The organism is Phytohabitans houttuyneae, assembly GCF_011764425.1.
GTDB classification, from domain to species: Bacteria; Actinomycetota; Actinomycetes; order Mycobacteriales; family Micromonosporaceae; genus Phytohabitans; species Phytohabitans houttuyneae.
The window spans coordinates 25,801-46,589 of the sequence record NZ_BLPF01000005.1; the positions used below are offsets into that span (position 1 = coordinate 25,801).

At 70.5% G+C, this 20,789-nt stretch carries 19 protein-coding genes; 9 read left to right on the forward strand and 10 right to left on the reverse strand.

Annotated features, from left to right (window positions below; translation table 11 throughout):
- Window positions 1-8: 8 nt before the first annotated feature.
- On the forward strand, window positions 9-1,226 hold the full coding sequence (gene fahA, locus Phou_RS48900) for a fumarylacetoacetase (RefSeq protein ID WP_173072157.1): 1,218 nt from the start codon (window positions 9-11) through the stop codon (window positions 1,224-1,226).
- Here the strand turns inward: fahA and Phou_RS48905 are convergent.
- Window positions 1,173-1,802: a TetR/AcrR family transcriptional regulator gene (locus Phou_RS48905; protein ID WP_218579662.1), complete on the reverse strand. Its 630-nt coding sequence runs from the start codon at window positions 1,800-1,802 to the stop codon at window positions 1,173-1,175. The genes fahA and Phou_RS48905 overlap by 54 nt on opposite strands.
- A 50-nt stretch (window positions 1,803-1,852) precedes the next feature.
- Here Phou_RS48905 and Phou_RS48910 point away from each other — a divergent pair, with 50 nt between their 5' ends.
- A complete protein-coding gene (locus tag Phou_RS48910) occupies window positions 1,853-3,763 on the forward strand; it encodes a HelD family protein (protein ID WP_173071631.1) in 1,911 nt (636 codons plus the stop codon).
- Window positions 3,764-4,926: 1,163 nt separating this feature from the next.
- Here the strand turns inward: Phou_RS48910 and sthA are convergent.
- Window positions 4,927-6,339: a Si-specific NAD(P)(+) transhydrogenase gene (sthA, locus tag Phou_RS48915; RefSeq protein WP_246274850.1), complete on the reverse strand. Its 1,413-nt coding sequence runs from the start codon at window positions 6,337-6,339 to the stop codon at window positions 4,927-4,929.
- 64 nt (window positions 6,340-6,403) lie between these two features.
- Here sthA and Phou_RS48920 point away from each other — a divergent pair, with 64 nt between their 5' ends.
- The 3 genes from Phou_RS48920 to Phou_RS48930 all read left to right on the forward strand — a co-directional run bounded on the left by Phou_RS48920 (window position 6,404) and on the right by Phou_RS48930 (window position 9,918).
- On the forward strand, window positions 6,404-7,456 hold the full coding sequence (locus Phou_RS48920) for an MBL fold metallo-hydrolase (protein ID WP_173071633.1): 1,053 nt from the start codon (window positions 6,404-6,406) through the stop codon (window positions 7,454-7,456).
- Window positions 7,457-7,526: 70 nt separating this feature from the next.
- On the forward strand, window positions 7,527-8,792 hold the full coding sequence (locus Phou_RS48925) for an asparaginase (RefSeq protein WP_173071635.1): 1,266 nt from the start codon (window positions 7,527-7,529) through the stop codon (window positions 8,790-8,792).
- 16 nt (window positions 8,793-8,808) lie between these two features.
- Window positions 8,809-9,918, forward strand: coding sequence for a protein-L-isoaspartate O-methyltransferase family protein (locus tag Phou_RS48930; protein ID WP_173071637.1), 1,110 nt, complete (start codon window positions 8,809-8,811; stop codon window positions 9,916-9,918).
- A 15-nt stretch (window positions 9,919-9,933) separates the two neighbouring features.
- Here the strand turns inward: Phou_RS48930 and Phou_RS48935 are convergent, their stop codons facing one another.
- The gene (locus Phou_RS48935) at window positions 9,934-11,523 is read right to left on the reverse strand and encodes a phospholipase D family protein (protein WP_173071639.1); all 1,590 of its coding nucleotides are present in this window, start codon (window positions 11,521-11,523) and stop codon (window positions 9,934-9,936) included.
- Window positions 11,524-11,597: 74 nt separating this feature from the next.
- Here Phou_RS48935 and Phou_RS54855 point away from each other — a divergent pair, with 74 nt between their 5' ends.
- Entirely contained in the window at window positions 11,598-11,723 is a 126-nt protein-coding gene (locus Phou_RS54855; RefSeq protein WP_281365210.1) for a hypothetical protein, read from the forward strand.
- A 6-nt stretch (window positions 11,724-11,729) separates the two neighbouring features.
- Here the strand turns inward: Phou_RS54855 and Phou_RS48940 are convergent, their stop codons facing one another.
- From Phou_RS48940 to Phou_RS48950, 3 genes are all read right to left on the reverse strand, one after another.
- Window positions 11,730-12,722, reverse strand: a complete 993-nt coding sequence (locus tag Phou_RS48940; RefSeq protein ID WP_173071641.1) for a pirin family protein — start codon at window positions 12,720-12,722, stop codon at window positions 11,730-11,732.
- Between the two features lie 11 nt (window positions 12,723-12,733).
- Window positions 12,734-13,198 (reverse strand): MarR family winged helix-turn-helix transcriptional regulator, encoded by a 465-nt coding sequence (locus Phou_RS48945; protein ID WP_173071643.1) that lies wholly within the window; start codon window positions 13,196-13,198, stop codon window positions 12,734-12,736.
- 78 nt (window positions 13,199-13,276) lie between these two features.
- Complete coding sequence (locus Phou_RS48950) at window positions 13,277-14,116, reverse strand: NAD(+)/NADH kinase (protein ID WP_218579664.1); 840 nt, start codon at window positions 14,114-14,116, stop codon at window positions 13,277-13,279.
- Between the two features lie 137 nt (window positions 14,117-14,253).
- Here Phou_RS48950 and Phou_RS48955 point away from each other — a divergent pair, with 137 nt between their 5' ends.
- Window positions 14,254-14,838 (forward strand): DUF1684 domain-containing protein, encoded by a 585-nt coding sequence (locus tag Phou_RS48955; protein WP_173071647.1) that lies wholly within the window; start codon window positions 14,254-14,256, stop codon window positions 14,836-14,838.
- Between the two features lie 46 nt (window positions 14,839-14,884).
- Window positions 14,885-15,223: a hypothetical protein gene (locus tag Phou_RS48960; RefSeq protein WP_173071649.1), complete on the forward strand. Its 339-nt coding sequence runs from the start codon at window positions 14,885-14,887 to the stop codon at window positions 15,221-15,223.
- Window positions 15,224-15,280: 57 nt separating this feature from the next.
- On the opposite strand, the gene Phou_RS48965 is transcribed toward Phou_RS48960, so the two are convergent.
- From Phou_RS48965 to Phou_RS48975, 4 genes are all read right to left on the reverse strand, one after another.
- Entirely contained in the window at window positions 15,281-17,266 is a 1,986-nt protein-coding gene (locus Phou_RS48965) for an ABC transporter permease (RefSeq protein WP_246274851.1), read from the reverse strand.
- 112 nt (window positions 17,267-17,378) lie between these two features.
- Window positions 17,379-18,026 carry a type 2 periplasmic-binding domain-containing protein gene (locus Phou_RS54195; RefSeq protein ID WP_246274852.1) on the reverse strand — a complete coding sequence of 216 codons (648 nt, stop codon included), beginning with the start codon at window positions 18,024-18,026 and terminating at the stop codon, window positions 17,379-17,381.
- The gene (locus tag Phou_RS54200; RefSeq protein ID WP_246274853.1) at window positions 18,023-18,931 is read right to left on the reverse strand and encodes an ABC transporter substrate-binding protein; all 909 of its coding nucleotides are present in this window, start codon (window positions 18,929-18,931) and stop codon (window positions 18,023-18,025) included. Before Phou_RS54200 ends, Phou_RS54195 begins: the two co-directional genes overlap by 4 nt.
- Window positions 18,932-19,035: 104 nt before the next feature.
- Entirely contained in the window at window positions 19,036-19,797 is a 762-nt protein-coding gene (locus Phou_RS48975) for an IclR family transcriptional regulator (protein ID WP_173071653.1), read from the reverse strand.
- Between the two features lie 361 nt (window positions 19,798-20,158).
- Between Phou_RS48975 and Phou_RS48980 the strand changes: the two genes are divergently transcribed.
- Complete coding sequence (locus tag Phou_RS48980) at window positions 20,159-20,455, forward strand: hypothetical protein (protein ID WP_173071656.1); 297 nt, start codon at window positions 20,159-20,161, stop codon at window positions 20,453-20,455.
- The last annotated feature ends 334 nt before the right edge of the window (window positions 20,456-20,789 follow it).

A 20,789-nucleotide genomic window follows, 5' to 3' on the forward strand; every position in this document is an offset into this window, starting at 1 on the left:
TGAGTCCCGTGACGTGGGTGCCCGGCGTCGAGGCCGGGCACCCCTATGGTGTGCACAACCTGCCGTACGGCGCGGTATCCACGGGCGCCGGCGACCCGCGGCTCGTGGTGCGGATCGGCGACGTGGCGCTCGACCTGGCGGGCGCGTGCGCGCGCCTGGCGCCCGACCTGGCGCCGCTGGTGTCGGGGCCGGTGCTCAACCCGCTGCTGGCCGCGCCCGCGTCCACGTGGCGGCGGCTGCGCGAGGCGGTCCGCACGTGGCTGACTGACGAGTCGGTCAGGCCGGTGGTCGAGCCGCTGCTGGCGCCGATCGGCCGCACCCACCTGCCGTTCGCGGTCGGCGACTACGTCGACTTCTACGCCTCCGCGCACCACGCCTCGGCGATCGGCCGCATCTTCCGCCCCGACTCGCCGGCGCTGCCGGAAAACTGGAAGCACCTGCCGATCGGCTACCACGGGCGCTCCGGAACGGTCGTGGTGTCCGGCACGCCGATCGCCCGCCCGCACGGGCAGCGCCGGGTCGCGGGTGGCACGGTCGAGTTCGGACCGAGCCTGCGGCTGGACATCGAGGCCGAGGTGGGCTTCGTGGTCGGCGGCGGCACCCGCCTCGGCGAGCCGGTGGCGCTCGCCGGCGCGGCCGAGCACATCTTCGGCGTGTGCCTGGTAAACGACTGGTCCGCGCGTGACCTGCAGGCATGGGAGTACGTGCCGCTCGGCCCGTTCCTCGGCAAGTCGTTCGCGACCTCGGTGTCCCCGTGGGTGGTACCCCTGGAAGCCTTTGACAACGCGCGGACCGCGCCCCCGCCGCGCGACGTCCCACTGATGTCCTATCTGGACGATGCGGCACTGCCGCCGTGGGGCCTGGACATCGCGCTTGAGATAGAGCTGAATGGCACCGTCATCACCCGCCCGCCGTTCCCGTCGATGTACTGGACCGCCGCGCAGATGCTGGCCCACATGACCGTCAACGGCGCCACGGTCCGCCCCGGCGACCTCTTCGCCTCCGGCACCGTCAGCGGGCCGGAGCCGGACCAGGCGGGCTCGCTGATGGAGCTGAGCCAGGCTGGCCGGTCGCCGTTCGCGCTGCCGGGTGGGGTCACCCGGTCGTTTCTGGAAGACGGCGACGAGGTGGTCATCCGGGGACGGGTGCCCGCCGCCGGCGACCGTCCGGAGCTAGGCCTCGGCGAGGTCACCGGGGTAGTGGTCGCCAAGCCCGCGCTCCAGTAGGTCGAACGCGCCGTTGGCGGCGTCCACCGCCTCCGCGTGCAGCCGCGCGGCCGAGTGGCCCTCGATGAGCCGGCGCCAGTTTTCCCGGGCGAGGATCCGCTGGACCGCGACGATCTGGCCGGCCGCGAGGCGCGCGGTGCGGTCGCCGCCGAGCGCCTCGGCCAGCGCGTCCTCCTCCGCGGCGGTGTAGCTGGCCACGCGGGCTGCCAGGCTCGGCGTGGAGAAGACCATCCGGTGGTACGCCAGCACCTGCTCGTGGTCGTTGAGCCCGGTGACCGGGTCGCGGCGGTCGAGGCCGTCGAGGAAGTGCCGGCGCAGCGCGGCGAGCGGGCTCTCTCCGGGCCGCCGACCCCGCACGACCCGGGCCGCCTCGCCCTGATGATCGGCGATGCGGTGCAGGACCAGGTCTTCCTTCGTCGCGAAGTACTTGAACAGGGTCGGCTTGGAGACCTCCGCCGCGTCCGCCACGTCCGCCACCGAGACGGCGTCGTACCCCCGCTGCAGGAACAGCGAGATCGCGGCCGCCGAGATCGCGTCGTGGGTGCGCTGCTTCTTGCGCTCGCGGAGCCCGGTCACGTGGCCGATACTACACTCGGGCAAATTCTTTACCGAGTTAAGCTATGGGCATGACGATGGAAGCGGAGCGGGAGCACCTGGCCGCCTCGCGGGCGGCGCTGGCCCGCATGCTCGACCTGGCGCGGCACCGCGTCGCCACGGGTGCGCAGGTGGCCGGCGACCGGTACACGGCGGAGACGCTCGGCCGCATGCTCAAGAGCTACGCCAAGGAGCTGGCCGAGGAGCCGGACGGGCCGCTCTACTTCGGGCGCCTCCGGTTTGCCGACGCCCCTTCCGCCGGTGACCACAGTGGACAGGCGTACTACATCGGCCGCCGGCACATCGCCGACGAGGCGGGCGAGCCGATGGTCATCGACTGGCGGGCGCCGGTGTCCCGCACCTTCTACCGGGCAAGCGCCCGCGACCCGCAGGGCGTCCAGGTGCGCCGGCGGTACGGGTGGCGCGACGGCGAGCTGACCGGCTTCGAGGACGAGCACCTGTGGCGCGGGCAGGACATCGCCAGCCGCATCGTGACCGAAGAGATCGAGCGGCCGCGCGTGGGGCCGATGCGGGACATCGTGGCCACCATCCAGCCCGACCAGGACGACCTGGTCCGCGCCGACCTCGACGAGTCGGTGTGCGTGCAGGGCGCGCCCGGCACCGGCAAGACCGCGGTGGGGCTGCACCGCGCCGCGTACCTGCTTTACACCCACCGCCGCCGCCTCAAGCGCGACGGCGTGCTGGTCATCGGCCCGAACCCGGCCTTCCTGCGGTACATCTCCGCCGTCCTGCCCGCCCTCGGCGAGGTCGACATCGCGCAGCGCACGCTCGACCAGGTGATCGCCCGCCGCCCGGTCACCGGCACCGACAGCGAGGCGGCGGCGGCCGTGAAACACGACCCGCGCATGGCGGCGGTGCTCAGCCGCGCCCTCTACGCCCGCCTCGGGGAGCCGGCCGGCCCGCTGGTGGTGCCCGAAGACTCGGCCCGGTGGCGCATCTCCGAGCGTGCGCTCGGCCGCCTGGTCGGCGAGGTCTGGGAGGAGTCGCTGCCCTACGGCATCGCCCGCGAACGCCTCCGCGCCCGCGTGGTCGGCCTGCTCCAGCGGCAGGCCGAAGCCCGCGGCTACGCGCCGGGCGCCGCGTGGATCCAGCGGATGGGCCGCTCCCGCCCGGTCCGCGACTTCCTGGACCGCGTGTGGCCCTCCGTACGCCCCGAGGACGTCGTGGCCACCCTCCTCCGCGACCCGTCCACCGCCGCCGACGGCATCCTGACCCCCACCGAGCAGGAGGCGATCCTCCGCCGCGGCGGCCGGCGGTCCGCGGCCGACCTTCTGCTGATCGACGAGGTGGCCGGCCTCATCAACCACCCCGAGTCGTACGGCCACATCATCGTCGACGAGGCCCAGGACCTGTCACCGATGCAGTGCCGCGCCCTGGCCCGCCGCAGCACGCACGGCTCGCTGACCGTGCTCGGCGACCTGGCGCAGGGCACCGCACCGTGGGCCGCGACGAGCTGGGCCGAGCAGCTCACCCACCTCGGCAAGCCGAAGGCTCAGCTGGTGACCCTGACGGCCGGCTTCCGCGTGCCCGGCGCGGTGCTCGCGCTGGCCAACCGCCTGCTCGCGACGCTGGACGTGGACGTACCCCCGACCCAGGCCATGCGGACCGACGGCACGGTGCGCGTCCGCCAGGCCGACGACCTCCGCGCGGCGACGCGGCAGGCGGTGCGCGAGGCGCTGGGCCACGAGGGCTCGATCGGCGTCATCACGGACGAGCCCTTCACCCCGCCCGACGACCGGGTCACCGCGCTGCCGGCCCGCCTCGCCAAGGGCCTGGAGTTCGACCACGTGGTGCTGGTCGAGCCCGCCGGCTTGCACCCGCGCCTGCTCTACGTCGCACTGACCAGGGCCGTCTCCCGCCTGGACATCGTCCACCGCCGCCCGCTGCCGCCCGCGATCCAACCAACCCCTCTCCAGAATTGAGCTACCGCGACGCCCGCGGTGGTCCAGACCGTTGCTCCCGCGGCCTCACCCTCCGCGGTCGCCCAGCTCACCCCAACCCCCGGGTAGCCGACCTCACGCTGTCGTCGCGGTCTGTGTCGATCAATGGGGGCGGTGCGAGCTTCGAAATCTTGGTGAGTTAGCGCGCTCGACTTTCGGAGTAAGGATCGCTTGCCGTGCGACAGCCTCCGGTGTCCTCCCAGCTCACGGTGCCCGCGCCGCAGTGGCCAGCTTTTACGGGGTAAGGCATTGACCAGGCAAGATGCAAGATCCACTGGTCCGATCTTCTCCGCCCGTGCTTCTGGAGATCTTCGAGGCGGGAGCGCGCGAGTCCGCCCGCAGTTCGGCACCGTCGTCGCGGTCTGTGACTGCCGATCTGGTGCAGGCGGTGTGAGCTTCGCAATCTTGGTGAGTTTGCGCGTTATTTCGACGCTAACTTGCCAAGATCTGCCGGAGCGGGCTCCTTGGTTGAGCTGGGTGATCGCGGAGGGTGAGCGGCGACCGCGGGCACAGCGGCAGCTCACCTCTGGGCGGCCGGCTCGGGCGGATCCGTAGAGCTTTCGGAGTGAGGGTTGTCGCGGTTGCCGGCTTCCCGATCGCCGCGCTCTTCTGACCGGCGGCCACGCGCCAGCTTTCCTGATCGGCGTCGAAGACGGCAACCACCCCGCTCTGTCGCGTCCGGAATCGCCCACCTCAACCCCAAGTTCTCTAGGCCCGCGGCTCCGTACCGCGGCAGGCGGACGGTCACCGCGCTGGCCAAACCGGGGCCGTGCCCGCGGGCCAGCGCTCTTGGCGGCCCTCAGCCGGCTCTTGCCAGCCCCAGCCGGCTCCTAGCGGGCGGTCCCGGGCGCGGCGAAGGTGCGGGCCGACCAGCCGGGCTCCAGGCGGGCGCGTCCGGGGCGTGGCGAGGTGCGGGCCGACCGTGCGGTGCTCCGGGGCATGGGCGGGCGCCCGCAGACCGTGCGAACGACCGCGGCGCGGGTGGCCTGGGCTTGGCGCGCGGACCCGGCAGCGGAGGCCGGGGGGTTCGGCGAGCGCTCGCGAGCCGCCGGCCGGAGCGGGGCCCGCGGGAGCGTGCGGTCCGCAGGTGACGCGGACGGGGGAATGCCGCTGGTGAGGTGTCGGGCTCGGAGGGTGAGTAGCGGTCACGCGCGCATGCGGTCGATGCTGCGCATCTTGTTCATGGCGTCGAGGGCGGCGACCTTGTACGACTCGGCGAGCGTGGGGTAGTTGAAGACCGTGTCGACCAGGTAGTCGATCGTGCCCTTGCAGCCCATGACCGCCTGGCCGATGTGGATGATCTCGGTGGCGCCGGTGCCGAAGACGTGCACGCCCAGCAGCGTGCGGTCGTCGGGGGAGACCAGGAGCTTGAGCATGCCGTACGAGTCGCCGATGATCTGGCCGCGGGCCAGCTCGCGATAGCGGGAGACGCCGGTCTCGAAGGGGATCCGCTTCTCGGTCAGCTCGTCTTCCGTGCGGCCGACGAAGCTGATCTCGGGGATCGTGTAGATGCCGATCGGCTGGAGCTCGTGCATCGCGCGCACCGGCTCGTCGCAGGCGTGGTGTGCGGCCAGGCGGCCCTGCTCCATGGAGGTGGAGGCGAGCGCGGGAAAGCCGATCACGTCGCCGACCGCGTAGATGTGCGGCACCTCGGTGCGGAAGTGCTCGTCGACCTTGATGCGGCCGCGGTTGTCGGCGCTCAGGCCGGCCGCCTCCAGGCTGAGCTGGTCGGCCATGCCCTGGCGGCCCGCGGAGTACATGACGACGTCAGCCGCGATCCGCTTGCCGCTCTCCAGGACCGCGAGCGCGCCGGTGGCGCGGCGCTCGACCGAGGCGACCGTCTCGCTGAACCGGAACGTCACCGCCAGGTCGCGCAGGTGGTACTTGAGTGCCTCGATGATCTCCAGGTCGCAGAACTCGAGCATGCGGTCGCGCCGCTCGACCACTGTCACCTTGCAGCCCAGCGCGGCGAACATCGACGCGTACTCGATGCCGATCACGCCAGCGCCCACCACGACCAGCGACTGCGGGACGTGCTCCAGGTTGAGGATGCCGTCGGAGTCGATGATTGTGCGGTCGTCGAACTCGACCGTGGACGGGCGGGCCGGGCGCGTGCCGGCGGCCACCACGATCTTTTCGGCGGTCACCTTCGACTCGCGGCCGGTGTCGTCGACGACACGCAGCGTGTGCGGGTCGGTGAAGCCGCCGGTGCCGGTGAGAAGGCGGATGCGGTTGCGGGCGAGCTGGCTGCGGATGACGTCGGTCTCCCGCCCGATGACGTGCTGCGTGCGGGCGGTGAGGTCGTCGACCGTGATGTCGTCCTTGAGCCGGTAACTCTGCCCGTACATCTCCCGCTGGTTGAGGCCGGTCAGGTAGAGCACGGCCTCACGCAGCGTCTTCGACGGGATGGTGCCGGTGTTGATGCACACCCCGCCCATCATGTGACGTCGCTCGATGATGGCGACCCGGCGGCCGAGCTTGGCGGCGGCGATCGCGGCCTTCTGCCCGCCGGGGCCGGAGCCCAGCACGAGCACGTCGAAGTCATACACGTGGACCATTCTCGCAGCACCTGGTTACCGGGGCCTTACGAAGAAACGGTCACGACCGTCGTACGGTTGGGCGATGAGGTTCGGACCTGCCACCTTCGGGGGCCGCCCGCGCGCTGACCAGGTGGGCGCGTCCCCGCAGTACCGGGACGGGCGTTTCCACAACAACGTGGCCGCCTCCGTGCTCCCGCGCGGCGCGATGCGGGCGGCCATGCGAGAGATGATCTTCGGTAAGCAGGTACGGCGGCCCACGTCGCCGGTCCCGCTCGTGACGCCGGGCGCGGCGCCCGCCGAGGGCCTGCACCTCACGTGGTACGGGCACGCGAGCACGCTCGTCGAAATGGACGGCCGGCGGGTGCTCTTCGATCCGGTGTGGAGCAAGCGGTGTTCGCCGTTCCCGTTCGCCGGGCCGCGCCGGCTGCACCCGCCGCCGGTACCGCTCGAGGAGCTGCCGCCCGTCGACGCGATCGTGATCTCGCACGACCACTACGACCACCTCGACCTGCCCACGGTGCGGCAGCTCGTCCGCACCCAGGAGGCGCCTTTCCTGGTGCCGCTCGGCGTGGGCGCCCACCTCGACCGCTGGCGGGTGCCGCGGCAACGGATCATCGAGCTTGACTGGGACGACGGCGTCGATCTCGGCCCGGCGCGCCCGGCGGGCGGAGCCGGCCTGCGGCTCACCGCCACCGCCGCGCGCCACTTCTCCGGCCGGCTCTTCGCCCGCGACCGCACGCTGTGGGGTTCGTGGGTGGTCGAGTCGGGCGACCGGAAGGTCTTCTACACCGGCGACTCCGGCTACTTCGACGGTTACGCGGCGATCGGGGAGAAGTACGGGCCGTTCGACGCCAGCCTCATCCAGATCGGCGCGTACAGCCCGGCCTGGCCGGACATCCACATGACGCCGGAAGACGCGGTCAAGGCGCACGTCGACGTGCGGGCGGGGCTGCTGCTGCCGGTGCACTGGGCGACGTTCGTGCTCTCGTACCACTCGTGGAGCGAGCCGGTCGACCGGCTGTGGCGGGAGGCGAAGGCGTTCGACGTGCCGGTGGCGATCCCGCGCCCGGGTGAGCGGGTCGACGTGACCGCGCCGGTGTCGGTGGACGCCTGGTGGCAGCCGCTCAGTGGTTGATCATCCGGGCGACGGCATATTTGATCAAACTGCAATGGTCCCGTAACGGATCACGCCGACGATCTCCCGCATGCCGAAGAGATCGTTTTCGCGCCTCGGCGCCGTACTCCTCCCCGTCGTGTCCGCCGCGGTCACCGCGGCCCTCGTCGTCTCCGCGCTCGGCCAGCCATCGGCGGCTCCCGTGCCCGAGGACGGCTCCTCGCCCGTCACGGTCGACGGCGTTCAGACCCTGACCAACATCGAGAGCGTCGCGTACACCCAGGCCGTCGCCTCGGCGAAGGCCAAGAAGCCAAAGGTGACCGTCATCGGCACCGGAGGCACGATCTCCGGGGTGGCAACCTCGCGCAGCAGCTTCCAGGACTACCGTTCGGGCCAGATCGCGATCGGCGACATGGTCGGCTACCTCCAGCCGGAGATCGGCGCGGTGGCCGACGTCAGCACGGTGCAGTTCGGCAACAAGGGGTCCGGCGGGTACACGATCCCCGAGTTCCACGCGCTCACGCTGGCCGTGGAGGCGGCGCTCAAGTCCTCCGACGGCGTGGTGGTGACGACCGGCACCGACACGATGGAGGAGTTCGCCTACTGGCTGGACCTCTCCGTGCGCAGCCAGAAGCCGGTCGTGCTCACCGGCGCGATGCGCCCCTGGGCGGCGGTCTCGCCGGACGGCCCGAAGGTGATCGGCGCCGACGGCCCGGCCAACCTCTACAACGCGATCGTGCTCGCCGCCAGCCAGGCCACGTACTGCTACGGCACCGTGCTGATGCTCGGTGACGAGTTCCACGCCGCGCGGGACGTGACAAAGACCAGCTCGTACCGGATGGACACGTTCCAGACCCGCGAGTTCGGCGTGCTGGGCTGGATCGACGGCGCGAACATCAAGGTCGGCCGCGCGCCCGCCCGCATCCAGGAGTGCGACGACAAGAGCAAGTGGTACACGCCGTTCAACCTCACCAAGCTCGGCCCCGAGGCGCTGCCCCGCGTCGAGGTGGTGACCGGGTACCAGCAGGCCGGGGGCGAGGCGATCACGGCGTTCGCGGACGCGGGCGTGAAGGGCATCGTCACCGCCGGTACCGGCGCGGGTGGCCTGTCGTCCGCGCAGAGTGCGGCCCGCACGGCGGCGGCGGCCAAGGGTGTGGTCTTCGTGAGCACCACGCGCACCGGCTCCGGCTCGGTGTACGGCGGCAGCACCACCCAGCCCATCATCGCCGGCGACGACCTGCTGCCACAGAAGGCGCGGCTGCTGCTCATGCTCAGCCTGGCCTTCGCCGGCGGCGACGTGGAGAAAGTGCGCAAGTGGGTAACCACCCTCGGTAACCCCGAGTTTGATCTGTCCTGATCGGTACGGTGGTGTGATGGCTTCCTCCGCTTCGCTGCGCCGGCGCTTCGCCGACGAGCTGTGGCGTGAGGGGGCCATCACGCGTCCCGAGGTGGCGGAGGCGTTCGCGACGGTGCCGCGGGAGGTGTTCGTCGCGGAGGGCTTCCACGGCCGCGACGGCACCTGGGTCGCGCCGGGCGACGAAGGCTTCCTCGACGCGGTGTACGCCAACGACGTGCTGGTCACGAAGATCCAGGACGGTCGCGCGACAAGCTCGTCCAGCCAGCCGTCGCTGATGGCCGCGATGATCGAGGCACTCGACCTGTGGCCGGGCGCGCGGGTGCTGGAGGTCGGCGCCGGCACCGGCTACAACGCCGCGCTGATGACCGCCGCCGGCGCGCGCGTGACCACAGTGGACGTACAGCCGGACGTGGTTGCCAGGGCCGCGACAGCCCTCGCCGCCACCTCATCCACAGTGGACCTCCAGCTCGGCGACGGGTACGAGGGCTGGTTGGCCGGCGACCCGTACGACCGGGTGATCGTCACCGTCGGCGTGGCCGGCGCCTCGCCCCGCTGGCTCGACCAGCTCGTGCCCGGCGGCTTCGTGCTGGCGCCGATCCGCCACGCCGGCCACCATCCTGTGCTCCGCATCGCGCGCGACGGCGCCGGCGCGGTGCACGCGAGGGGCGTCTGCCCCGCCGGCTTCATGTCCGCGGCGGGCCCGCTCTCCGCGCTCTATCGCGGCGCCCACCCGCTGGGCACCGGCCCGCTGCTCCCGCCGTCGGTGCGCCACCCGGCGCGCTTCGACCCGCCGCTGGACGTGTTCCGGTACCACGACATGTGGTTCGCGTTCGGCGCGTGGGACGCCCGGACGACGTACGCACAGCCCCCGGACCACGCCGCGGACGGCGGCTGCGCCCTGCTCGACGAGACCGCTGACGGTGGCGGAGCCACGATCTGGCCGGATGGCGCGGTCGGCGGCAGCGGCCCGCACGCCGAGATGTACGCGGAGCACGCCTCCGCCCTGATCGACCGCTGGCTGGCCAGCGGCAGCCCCGCGGTGCCCGCGTGGCAGGCCGCGATGACACTCGACGGCGACCCCGAATGCCCGATCTGGGTCGCCCGGGACTGGCGGCTCGCTCCGTAGCGGGCCCGCGCGGCCTCACCAGGTGGCGGAGCGGCGGTGGCGGCGCGGGCGGCCGTCGGGGTCGTAGACGAGGCGGTATGCCGGTACCGCCCACAGCTTTGTCAGGCGGGAGAGGCGCTCCGGCTCGTGCGTCACAAGGCGGCCCGGCGGGCGAGGGCCCTTCTCGCCGCTCTCGTGCCAGTCGGCCAGCGCCTGTGCGTGCGCCTTCACGGCCGCCACCGCGTCCATCGGGTCGATCAGGTCGGCGTCCTCGCTGCCGTCGTCGGCGCGGTCCAGGTGTTCGCGCATCAGGCGCAGGCGCAGGTCGCGGGCGAACACGCGGGCGCCGTCGCCGAGGCCGGCCGGGTCGGTGGGGGAGCGGTCGTCGCGGGTCTCGTCGAGTACCGCGCACGACAGCTCGCTGTCGTGGGTCCACGAGCGGCGGTTGAAGTTGTCGCTGCCCACGCTCGCCCACACGTCGTCGACGACGCAGACCTTGGCGTGCACGTACACCGGGTTGCCCTCGTGGTTTTCCACGTCGAAGACATGGACCCGGTCGCCGGCGGCGCGTTTGCACACATCCAAGGCCTTGGCGCGGCCGACCTGGTTGGGCGGCCAGGCCAGCTTGCCGTCCACGTCCGGGTAGCGGGGCACGACGGCGATCAGGTGGAGGTTGGGGTTCTGGGTCAGGGCGTCCGCGAAGAGGTCGGCCACCTCGCGGGACCACAGGTACTGGTCCTCCAGGTAGATCAGGCGGCGGGCGCGCTTGATGGCCTTCGTGTAGCCGCGGGCGATCGTGCGCTCCCCGTTCGGCGCGAAATCGTACGCCGGCCGCACCGACGGGTACGTGCGCAGCACCTGCACCGCGTGCGGTCCGGTGGGCGGCGGGTCGGGCGGCCGCGGCGGGAGGCGGTCGGCCTTGAGGTCGGCACCGCCGAGCTTGTCGCGCGCCCAGGCGGTCGGGCTGTGGAAGTCAAGGGGCGTCGGGTCGCTCCACCGCTCCCGGAACGACGTGTCGAGCGCGCCGACCACCGGCCCCTTCAGCTGGAGTTGGACGTCGTGCCAGGGCGGGTTCGGGCCGTACCGCTCGGACATCCGCACCGCCTGCGGGTCGCCGCGGTGGTCGGCGTCGTCGCGGCGGCTGTGGCACAGGTCGATGCCGCCGGCGAACGCCACGTCACGTTCGGGGTGCCCGGGGTGCCGGAGCACGACGAGCTTCTGGTGGTGCGAGCCGCCGCGGCGTACCCGCTGGTCGAGCAGCACCTCACCACCCGCCGCCTCGATGGCCTCGCCGAGGTGGCGGTTTTCCTCCTCGCTGTACTGGAGCGCGTCGAGGTGCGAGCGCCACATCAGGCCCTTGACCACGACGCCGCGCTTGGCGGCCTGGCACAGCAGCTCGGAGACGGTCGGTCCGTCGGGGCGCATCCGCTCGTCCGGGTCGCCCCGCCAGTCCGTGAAGAAGAGGTAGTCCCCCTCCGACATGGCCTCCACGGCGCTGGCGAGGCGCTCGAAGTAGGTCGAGCCATGAATCAACGGCTCGGTGGTGTTTCCTTCTGTCCAAGCGGGTATGTCGGACACGTCGTTATCGCGTTCCGGCGCGGTGAGGAACCAGTTCGTCAGCGGCACGAAACCGTGATTACCCAGGTATGGGTGCCGCCATAACGTCAATGTGACCGAAGCGAGCCCCCCAGGAGGCCACAGTGACCACCGACTCCATCACCACCGAGCAGGCTCAGGCCCCCGTCGAGGCCGGCCGCGGCCTGCTGCTCACCGTCCTGCTGATGGTCGTGCTCGGCGTCGCCGGCATGTACCTCGTGTCCCTCTGAGCACTCCTACGACACCGGCGGCGTCTCGCCACCCGAGTGCGGGACCCGCTTGGCGGGGATGACGCCCAGCCGACCCGCCTGGTAGTCCTCGAACGCCTTCACCAGCTCCTCGCGGGTGTTCATCACGAACGGGCCGTAGTGGGCCACCGGCTCGCGGATCGGCTCGCCGCCCATGATGTACAGGTCCAGCGCCGGCGTGTGCGAGTCCTGCCGCTCGTCGGCGGTCACCCGCAGCGCCTCGCCCGGCCCGTGCACGGCCATCTGTCCAGTGTGGAACGGGCGGCCTTCGGCGCCGACCGTGCCGCGGCCGCCCAGCACATACACCAAGGCGTTGTAGTCGCTGCGCCACGGCAGCTCGAGCGCGGCGCCGGGCTGGAGCGTGACGTGCGCGATCGCGATCGGCGTGTGGGTGGTGCCCGGGCCCTGGTGACCGTCGATCTCGCCGGCGATGACCCGGATGAGCGCGCCGCCGTCGGGCGTCGTGAGCAGGCTCGCCTCGCGGCCGCGGATGTCCTGGTAGCGCGGCGGGCTCATCTTCTTCGCGCGGGGCAGGTTGACCCACAGCTGGAGGCCGTGGAAGAGGCCGCCGCTCATGACCAGGTGCTCCGGCGGCGCCTCGATGTGCAGGATGCCGCTGCCGGCGGTCATCCATTGCGTGTCACCGTTGGTGATCGTGCCGCCGCCACCGTTGGAGTCCTGGTGGTCGAAGATGCCGTCGATGATGTACGTGACGGTCTCGAAGCCGCGGTGCGGGTGCCACGGCGTGCCCTTCGGCTCGCCCGGCGCGTAGTCGACCTCGCCCATCTGGTCGAGGTGGATGAAGGGGTCGAGCTCGGTCAGCGGCACGCCCGCGAAAGCGCGGCGGACCGGGAAGCCCTCGCCCTCGAAGCCGCTGGGCGCGGTGATGAGGCGGCGGACCCCGCGGAACTCCGTGGTGGCGGGGTCGAGCTTGGGCAAGCGGGGCAGGACGAGTACGTCGTCGACGGTGATGGCGGGCATTGTCGAACTCCTTACTGAGCGACCCGCTCGGCGCGCAGGCGCTCGCCGAGCCGGGTGAAAACGCGGGTGAGGACGGCGATCTCGGCTTCGTCGAGGTCGTCCACGAAATGTGCGCGCACCGAGCTGAGGTGGTGCGGCGCGGCCGCGCGCAGCGCGCGCAGGCCCTCGGCCGTCAACACGGCCTCGCTGCCCCGGCGGTCTTCCGGACAGCTCTCGCGGGCCACCAGCCCGCGCTTTTCCATCGCACCGATCTGGTACGTCAAGCGGCTGGGAGAGAACACCAACCGGTTGGCCAGCTCGCCCATCCGCAGGCGCTGACCCGGTGCCTCGGAGAGCAGCACCAGCAGGTGGTAGTCGTTGAAGGTCAGCCCGCTGTCGGCGCGCAGGTCCTCTTCCAGCTGGGTCATCAGCCGCTGGCTGGACTCGATATACGCCCGCCAGCCAGCCATCTCCGTGGGGGTGAGCGGCTCGGCCATGCCCCCAAGGTAGCTCTATTTCAAAACTGAAACAACTGTCGGGCGGCGTGCGCGGATGCTCGCCGGCCGCGACCCGCGCTACCAGGCGCGGTCGACCTCGGTGGAGCCGGTGAGCCGGAGCTTGCGCTGGGCACGCTGGTAGAACGTCGTGTGCCCCAGCCGCACCACGCTCGCCGCGCCCGGCACCGCGGACACCTCGACCGTGTCACCGGCGGAGAGGCGGCCCACCACCGAGCCGTCCGACTCGACCTCCAGATCGCCGCTGGCCGGAAGCACGCGCAATGCCACCTTTTCGCTCTCCGAGAGCACCAATGCCCGGTTGTACGCCGAGTGCGGCGCGACCGGCGTCACCACGAGGCCCTGCGCCCGCGGCGAGACGATCGGCCCGCCTGCCGAGAAGCTGTAAGCCGTCGAGCCGGTCGGCGTGGCCACGATCAGCGCGTCGGCCACGTAGTGGATGAAGGGGTGCCCCTCGACGAAGAGCTCGATCGCGGCCATCGGCCCGCCCGGGCGGCGCACCAGCGCCACCTCGTTGAACGCGAGCACCTCGTGGTCGTGAAACCGCGACCGCACCGCCGAGCGGGCCTCCACCGTGAACCGCTTGTCGTCTATCGCGGACAGCGCCTCGGGGAGCTGTGGCACGTCGATCTCGGCGAGGAAGCCGAGGCGCCCCAGGTTGACACCGAGCACGGGCGCGCGGCCGCCGCAGGCGAGGCGCATCGAGCGGAGCATCGTGCCGTCGCCGCCGAGGCTCACCACCAGGTCGGACTCCTCGGCCAGCTTTTCGGCCGGCACCGCCGAGGCGCCCTCGGTGCGCGCCACCTCCTCCGGCAGCCCGAGAAGCGTGGCCTGGCGCCCGCGCACCCAGGCGCTGATGGTCGACATGGCCGCGCGGCTGTCACGCTGTGGGTGCAGCACCAACCCGACTGTGTGGATCATCGGGGTGTCCGGAAAGTCACGGACAAACGGTATCAGCGAGGGACGCTGCGTCGTGGGCGCAAAGTAGTGCCTCATCCGCCGTGAATACGTTGGATGGGCGGTTAGGGTTCGAGAGCGTGGAGATTCTGGAACTGGCCGACTGGCGCGAGCGCGTGGCCCGGATGTACCTGTCCGGGCTCGACCTGGGCGAATTCAGGTCGGCTCGCGACAGGTTGTTCGCCGAACACGCACAGTCACCGATACCGCCCGAGGAGCGGGCGTCGTTCGCCGGCCTCCGCTACTTTCCGCAAAACCCCGAAGCGGTGGTCGAGGTCCCCCTGGAACCGGCCGACGGCGCGCTGACGATCGACACCGGCGGCCCCGACGGCGTCGTGCGGTACCGCCGGGTGGCCCGCGCGATCACGCCGTGGGGCCCGCTGACGCTCTTCTGGATCGACGCGTACGGCGGTGGCCTCTTTCTGCCGTTCCGCGACGGCACGTACGGCTCGATGACCTACGGCGCCGGGCGCTACCTGACGGACACGGTGAAGGGCACGTTCGGGCGGGGGGTGGTCGCGCTGGACGGCGGCCGCGCGCGGCTCGACTTCAACTACGCGTACAACCCGAGTTGCGCGTATGACGATCGGTGGGCGTGTCCGCTGGCGCCGGAGGAGAACCGGTTGGTTGCTCCGATCGAGGCGGGCGAGCTCACGTACCACTGACGGTCGTGTCGCGATCCGAGCGGCGCCAGGGTGGGATCATCCGTGGGTGGCAGATGTAACCCTCGATGTGGACCCCGGAACCGGTCAGACCGCCGTCAAGCTGCAGGCCGAGGCGTGGGAGCTGAACATCCGGGGCCAGCTTTCCGACTTCGTCGGCCTGGGGCGGATTCGAGATGCTGACTGGGACGAGCGCCGCTCGCTGGCGATTGGCACGTGCGCCGGCGCTCCGGTGTTCTGGGCATCGAGCGGCGGCGAGGTCGCTATCCTCGTCGGCCAGGACGACGAGACGTGGGATGTCGCGGTCACCGTTCCGTTGTCCTCAGTGGACGAGATCGCAAGCCAGGCCAGCCGCATGACCCAACACCACCAAGCGCCCCGCGCGTGAAGCCGCCTAGCGTCAGGTCAATCCCGGATACATCGCGGTCAGGGCCGGCGAGCTGGTTCAACCCTTTACCGCGCCCGCGGTTAGCCCCTCGGTCAGGAAGCGCTGCCCGAAGGCGTACATGACCACGACAGGGATGCTGACGAGCAGCGACGCGGCGGCGAGCTGACCCTGCGGCACCACATCCCCGATGATCATTGACTGCATCCCCACGGGCAGGGTCTTGTACTCGTCCTTCGTGATGAACACGAAGGCGAAGAGGAACTCGTTCCAGGCGTTGGTGAGCGTGAACAGCGCGACCGCCAGCAGCCCCGGCTTGGCGAGGGGCAGCACCACCCGGCCGAACGCCTGGATGCGGCTGCAGCCGTCGACCAGCGCGGCCTCCTCCAGCTCGACGGGGATCGACGAGAAGTACCCCGTCAGCAGCCAGGTGGCGAAGGGAAGCGTGAAGGTCGGGTACGTCAACACCAGCGACCATAGCGAGTCGGTGAGCCGCGCCCCGATGAGCAGCTGGTACAGCGGGATGAACAGCAGCGCGCCCGGCATCACGTAGGTGAGCAGCACCGTGACGGTGAAGCCCTGCGCGCCGCGAAAGCGCAGCCGGGCCAGCGCGTATCCGGCGAGGGCGGCGAAGACGAGTGCCACCGCGGTGGACGCCGCGGAGACGAGGATCGTGTTGAGGTACCAGCGGCCGAAAGGCTTTGTGGTGAACAGGTCGCCGAACTGCTGCAGGGTCCACGGGGTCGGCCACAGGTCGCGGGTGTGCATGACGATCTGGCCCTCGGTCTTGAAGGCCGTCACAACGATCCAGTACAGCGGAATCAGCACGAACAGGAGCAGCCCGGCCAGACCGAGAGCGGATCCCAGGCCCGACGCCACCGACGACGCCCGGCGGCGTCCCCAGCCCTGTAGCGCCGTGACCACCCAGCCGACCGCGGCCACGATCAGCAGCAGCACCCCGAGGACCACCGCCGCCTTCCAGAAGATGTGTGGCGACGCCCAGGCCAGCAGGCCGGTGACCACCGCGGCGATGACCCACGGCAGCGCCTTGCGCACGGGGCCGGCCTGTCCTATCCCGGCCCGCCGGCGCGGCGTGGAGTCGCCGTCCCGGCGCAGCAGTCGGACCAGGACGAACACCAGCGCACCGACGACGGGCAGCATCACGAGCGTGACCGCCGCTCCCGCGCCGTACTGCAGTTGCAGGATCGCCTTGGTGTAGGCGACGAGCACGTAAGGCGCGGTGGCGTCGCCGGGGCCGCCCTGTGTCAGCAACCAGATGAGGTCGAAGTTGTTGAACGTCCAGATCGACGACAGCGTCACCGTCACGGTCATCACGTGGCGCAGGCCGGGCAGCGTCACGTGGATGAACCGTTGAAACGGTGAGGCGCCGTCGACGGTCGCCGCCTCGTACTGTTCGGCCGGGATGGCCTTCAACCCGGCGAGGAACGCGACGGTGAAGAACGGCACGCCCTTCCACACGTTGACGAGGATCACCGACGGCATGGCCAGCGACGGGTCGGAGAGCCAGCCCGCGGGCCAGCTGTCGACCAGGTTCAGGGTGACCAGCAGCGGCCCGATTCCCGACTGGGTGAGCAGCATGTTGACGCTGCCGAAGATCGGGTCGAGCAGCGAGCGCCAGCTGAACGCCGTGACCACCGTCGGCACGACCCAGGGCAGAAGAAGCAGCCCGGCCAGCACCGACCGCCCGCGACGCCGATGATGCAGCAGCAAGGCCGCGGACAGCCCCAGCACCACCTTGAACACTTCGGCGTACGCGGTGAAGACGAACGAGTTCAGCACGCCCGTGCGGAACTGCTCGTCGCTGGCGAGGGCGAGGTAGTTGTCCAGTCCGACGAAGACGCTGTCCTGCCCGTGCCGTTCCGTCGTGCTGGTGACCACCGACCGGGCGATCGGCAGGAGCACGAGCCCGCCGACCAGAACGGCCGTCGGAGCGAGGAACAGCGCCGCCAGACGCCAGTCCCGCCCCAGCCGCCGCTGCGTCTTCGTCAGCGAGCCGGACCCCGGCGGCGAAGGTTTCCTCGTCACCGGGGCCGGCGCTGGACGGACCGACGTCACCGTGTCTCCTGGCTCGCTCGCTCGCGCGGCGCCAAAGGCGACGTCGTCCTCCGCCCAGACGCCGCCGCGCCAGCTCGGTCACTCACTGGGGCAGCCCCTGCTGGGTGAAGGTCTGCACCATCTTCGCGTGCGCGTCCTGCACGGCCTTCGCGGGCGCTGTTCCCTGGATGACCTGCTGCATCATGTCGGTGAGGACGTAGGCCCCGACGGCGGCCTGCTGGCCGGCGCTGGCCTTCTGCGGGAAGTTCAGGCCGTTCTTCGTGGTCAGGGGCAGCGACTGCTGGGTGATCTTGCGCATGATGGGGAACGCCGGGTCGCCGCTGGTGAAGAACGGGTCGGCGTCCCAGACCTTTTCCCAGGCGGGCAGTGCCAGGCCGGGGGCCTCCTTCGCCACGCCCAGCAGCGCGGGCGCGGTGATGAGGTACTGCGCCAGGAGCTTGGCGAGCGCGGCGTTCTTGGCGCCCTTGAAGACGACGAAGCCCTGGGACTGGCCGAGCAGCAGGGGCTTGTCGGTGGCCGGCCCGATGCAGTCGGAGAAGACGTGGGTCTTGTCGTAGACCGGGTTCTTCTTGGTTTTGGAGTCGGCGTAGACGCTGAACTGGTTGCGGGTGTAGCCGAGGATGCCGGCGAGCCAGTTCTCGTTGTTGCTGGAGTCGGTCCAGGCGGCCACCCCGGGCGGGAGCATCGGCTTGAACTTGGGGTTGGTGTAGATGTCGCCCAGGAAGGTCACCGCCTGCACCGTTTCGGGGAGTTGAACGTGACCTTCGTACCGTCGTTGGAGGCGATCGACCCGCCATAGGCGTTGATCAGTGCCTCGATGATGCCGTTGCCGTCGCCGGACCGGTTCATGGTCATGCCCCAGCCGAACCGGCGCTTGCTCGGGTCGGAGATCTCGAGGCACAGGTCCCGCAGTTCTTCCCAGGTGTAGATGTCCTTGGGGGTGATGCCCTTCTCCTGCATCCAGTCCTTGCGCAGGAAGGAACCGATCCCGATGAAGTGGTAGGGAATGGCGAACCACTTGCCGTCGAAGACGCAGAAGTTTTTGGACTCCGCGGTGGGCTCACCGTATATGGCTGTCAGCGCCTGGACGACGTCCGTCACGTCCTCCAGGTCTCCCAGCGCGTGGAACTGCGCGACGAACCGCGAGTCGGTCATGAACGCCAGGTCGCGCGCCACGCCGCCCTTCACCTCGGCGTCGAGCTTGGCCACCACGTCGCCGGCGTCGGCCTGTACCAAACTGTTTTCGATTTTCGTCCCGGTGGACTCGGCGAACTTCGCGATCGAGCTGTCAAGCGCCTTGTTCGCCGCCTCCGAGTACAGCTTCTGCGAAAGCATCCCCATCGAGGTGCCCTTCAACGACGCCGCAGCGTCGAGCAGCTCCTTCGGAACCTCGGCCTGTGCCCGGGGCGGCGGCGACGAGCTGTCCCCGCACGCGGCCAGGCTCGCCGCGCCGAGTACGCCCACCCCCATTCCCAGAAAGCCGCGCCGAGACCACAACTGGCTATCTTCCACAGCGATTCGCCTCCTTCGTCCCGCCTCACCGCGTTCTTGGTGCCTCTTCAGCCGTGTCCCGATGGCCCGTGCCCGCGGGCGGCGACTCCGACGACCCGGCACATTGTTCGAAATCTCGAACAAGGTTCGAGATTTCGTACCGAGTGGACGCGACGGTAGAGGACACCAGCGGGAGGTGTCAATGCGTCGATGGAGCCGGTGCGGAAGTGCCGCCTCGGGGTTCAGGACTAGGCCCGGTACCCCATGCGGGCGGACACCGTGGCGGCGCCCTCGCGCACCAGTCGGGTCCACTCCGCGTACGCCTGTGAGGTCCAGCGGATGATCGGCGCGGAGACGCTCATCGCCGCGACGGTCGCGCCGGTATGGTCACGGATCGCCGCGGCGACGCAGCGTACAGCGATGTCGGACTCGCCGTCGTCGACGGCGATGTCCTCGGCCCGAACGCGGTCGAGGTGCGCCCGCAGGCGGTCCGGGTCGGTGATGCTCGCCGGCGTCATGCCGGGGAGGGCGCCGTTTGCCAGGACGGCGTCCAGGCCCGCCGGATCGAGGCTGGACAGCAGTATCTTGCCGACCGCCGTGCAGTGGGCCGGCAGCCGCCGCCCGACCCCCGAGACCATCCGGACGGGGTGCGTGCTGTCGACCTTGACCAGGTAGATGACGTCGGCACCATCGAGCACGGCGACGAGGACCGCCTCGTCGCACGCGGCGGCCACCTCCCGCGCGACGCCCTGCGCCTCGCGGACCAGGTCGAGCCGACCCGCGAACGCGGAGCCGAGCTGGAAGAGGGGCATGCCAAGCCGGTACCGCACCGGTTGGCCAGGCACGGGAATCAGGTAGGCGCGAGCCACGAGCGTGACGAGCAGCTCATGGACGGTGGTACGGGGCAGGTCGAGCCGCTCGGCCACCTCGCGGGCCGACAGTTGGGGGCGGTCCAGAAACAGTTCGAGGATGTCGAGTGCGCGGATGACGGCCGGTACCACGCGGGGCATGTCGATAGTCCTTTCGGAATGCCGGCCCCGCGTCAACGACCTCCACGCGTAGCGGCACCTAAGTAGCCTAACGGCGTCGGCGCGCAGGGTAGGTCGCGGACCCAGGGCCGGCAGGAGGGGGTCCGGCCGGCAGCCGCTCCACGCCGACTCCGGGCAAGGTCGGCCTGTTGCTCAGGGCGGTCGGGGCGCTCACGCCGAGACGAACCGACGGACATGGGCAACGGCGGCCTTCGGCGAAGGTAGTGCACTCGATCTTGCCGCGAACGGTGCGCCTGTCAATTGGTCGACTGAATTTCCTCAGTGGAACTGCCATGATGTAAATGACTTATCGCAGATCGAATACCAGGGAAAGGGTGTCATGATGCCTGACCCGACCTGGCTTCCCGCAGGGCCGCTGGGAGACCTCATCGCGGATGACACGGCAGACGGTCTCATTCGACTTGCTCGATCGACCGACCCTGCCGAGACGGACCAGTTAATGCGGATCGGTATGACCCGCGGCCTTCGTCACGCCCGGTTTGCAATCGACGCGATCGCTGTCGAGCGAGAGCTTTCGCGCGCCAAGGAGGCACGACGACTCGAGTTGACGCTAATCGCTGTCACAGGCTTGACGTTGCTCGCATCCATCGCACAAGCGATCGCGGCGTTCGTGCGCTGATCACTGCCTCCAGAGCTGTAGCGGGCCTCGCGTCGGCGAGCGTCGGGCGCGTCAGCACGATGGCCGAGAGGCTTGCCGGCGTCCCTGCCTCCTGATGGATCGACGAGGAGTCCTTGCGGCCAGGTGGTGAAAGAGTTGAAACCCACATAGTCGACAGTGAGCCCGATTGTCAGAACGTTACTATCGCCAAACACCACATTGGAAAGCGCCACGTTGACGACGACGCAAGGGTCGTCTACGCGGCTAGCAGCGCCGCGCCCTTATCGCGATACCTCGTCGGAACTTCTGGGCCGCCGAAGTCAAGCCCTGGCGGCCCCCAGACGTCCATCACCCA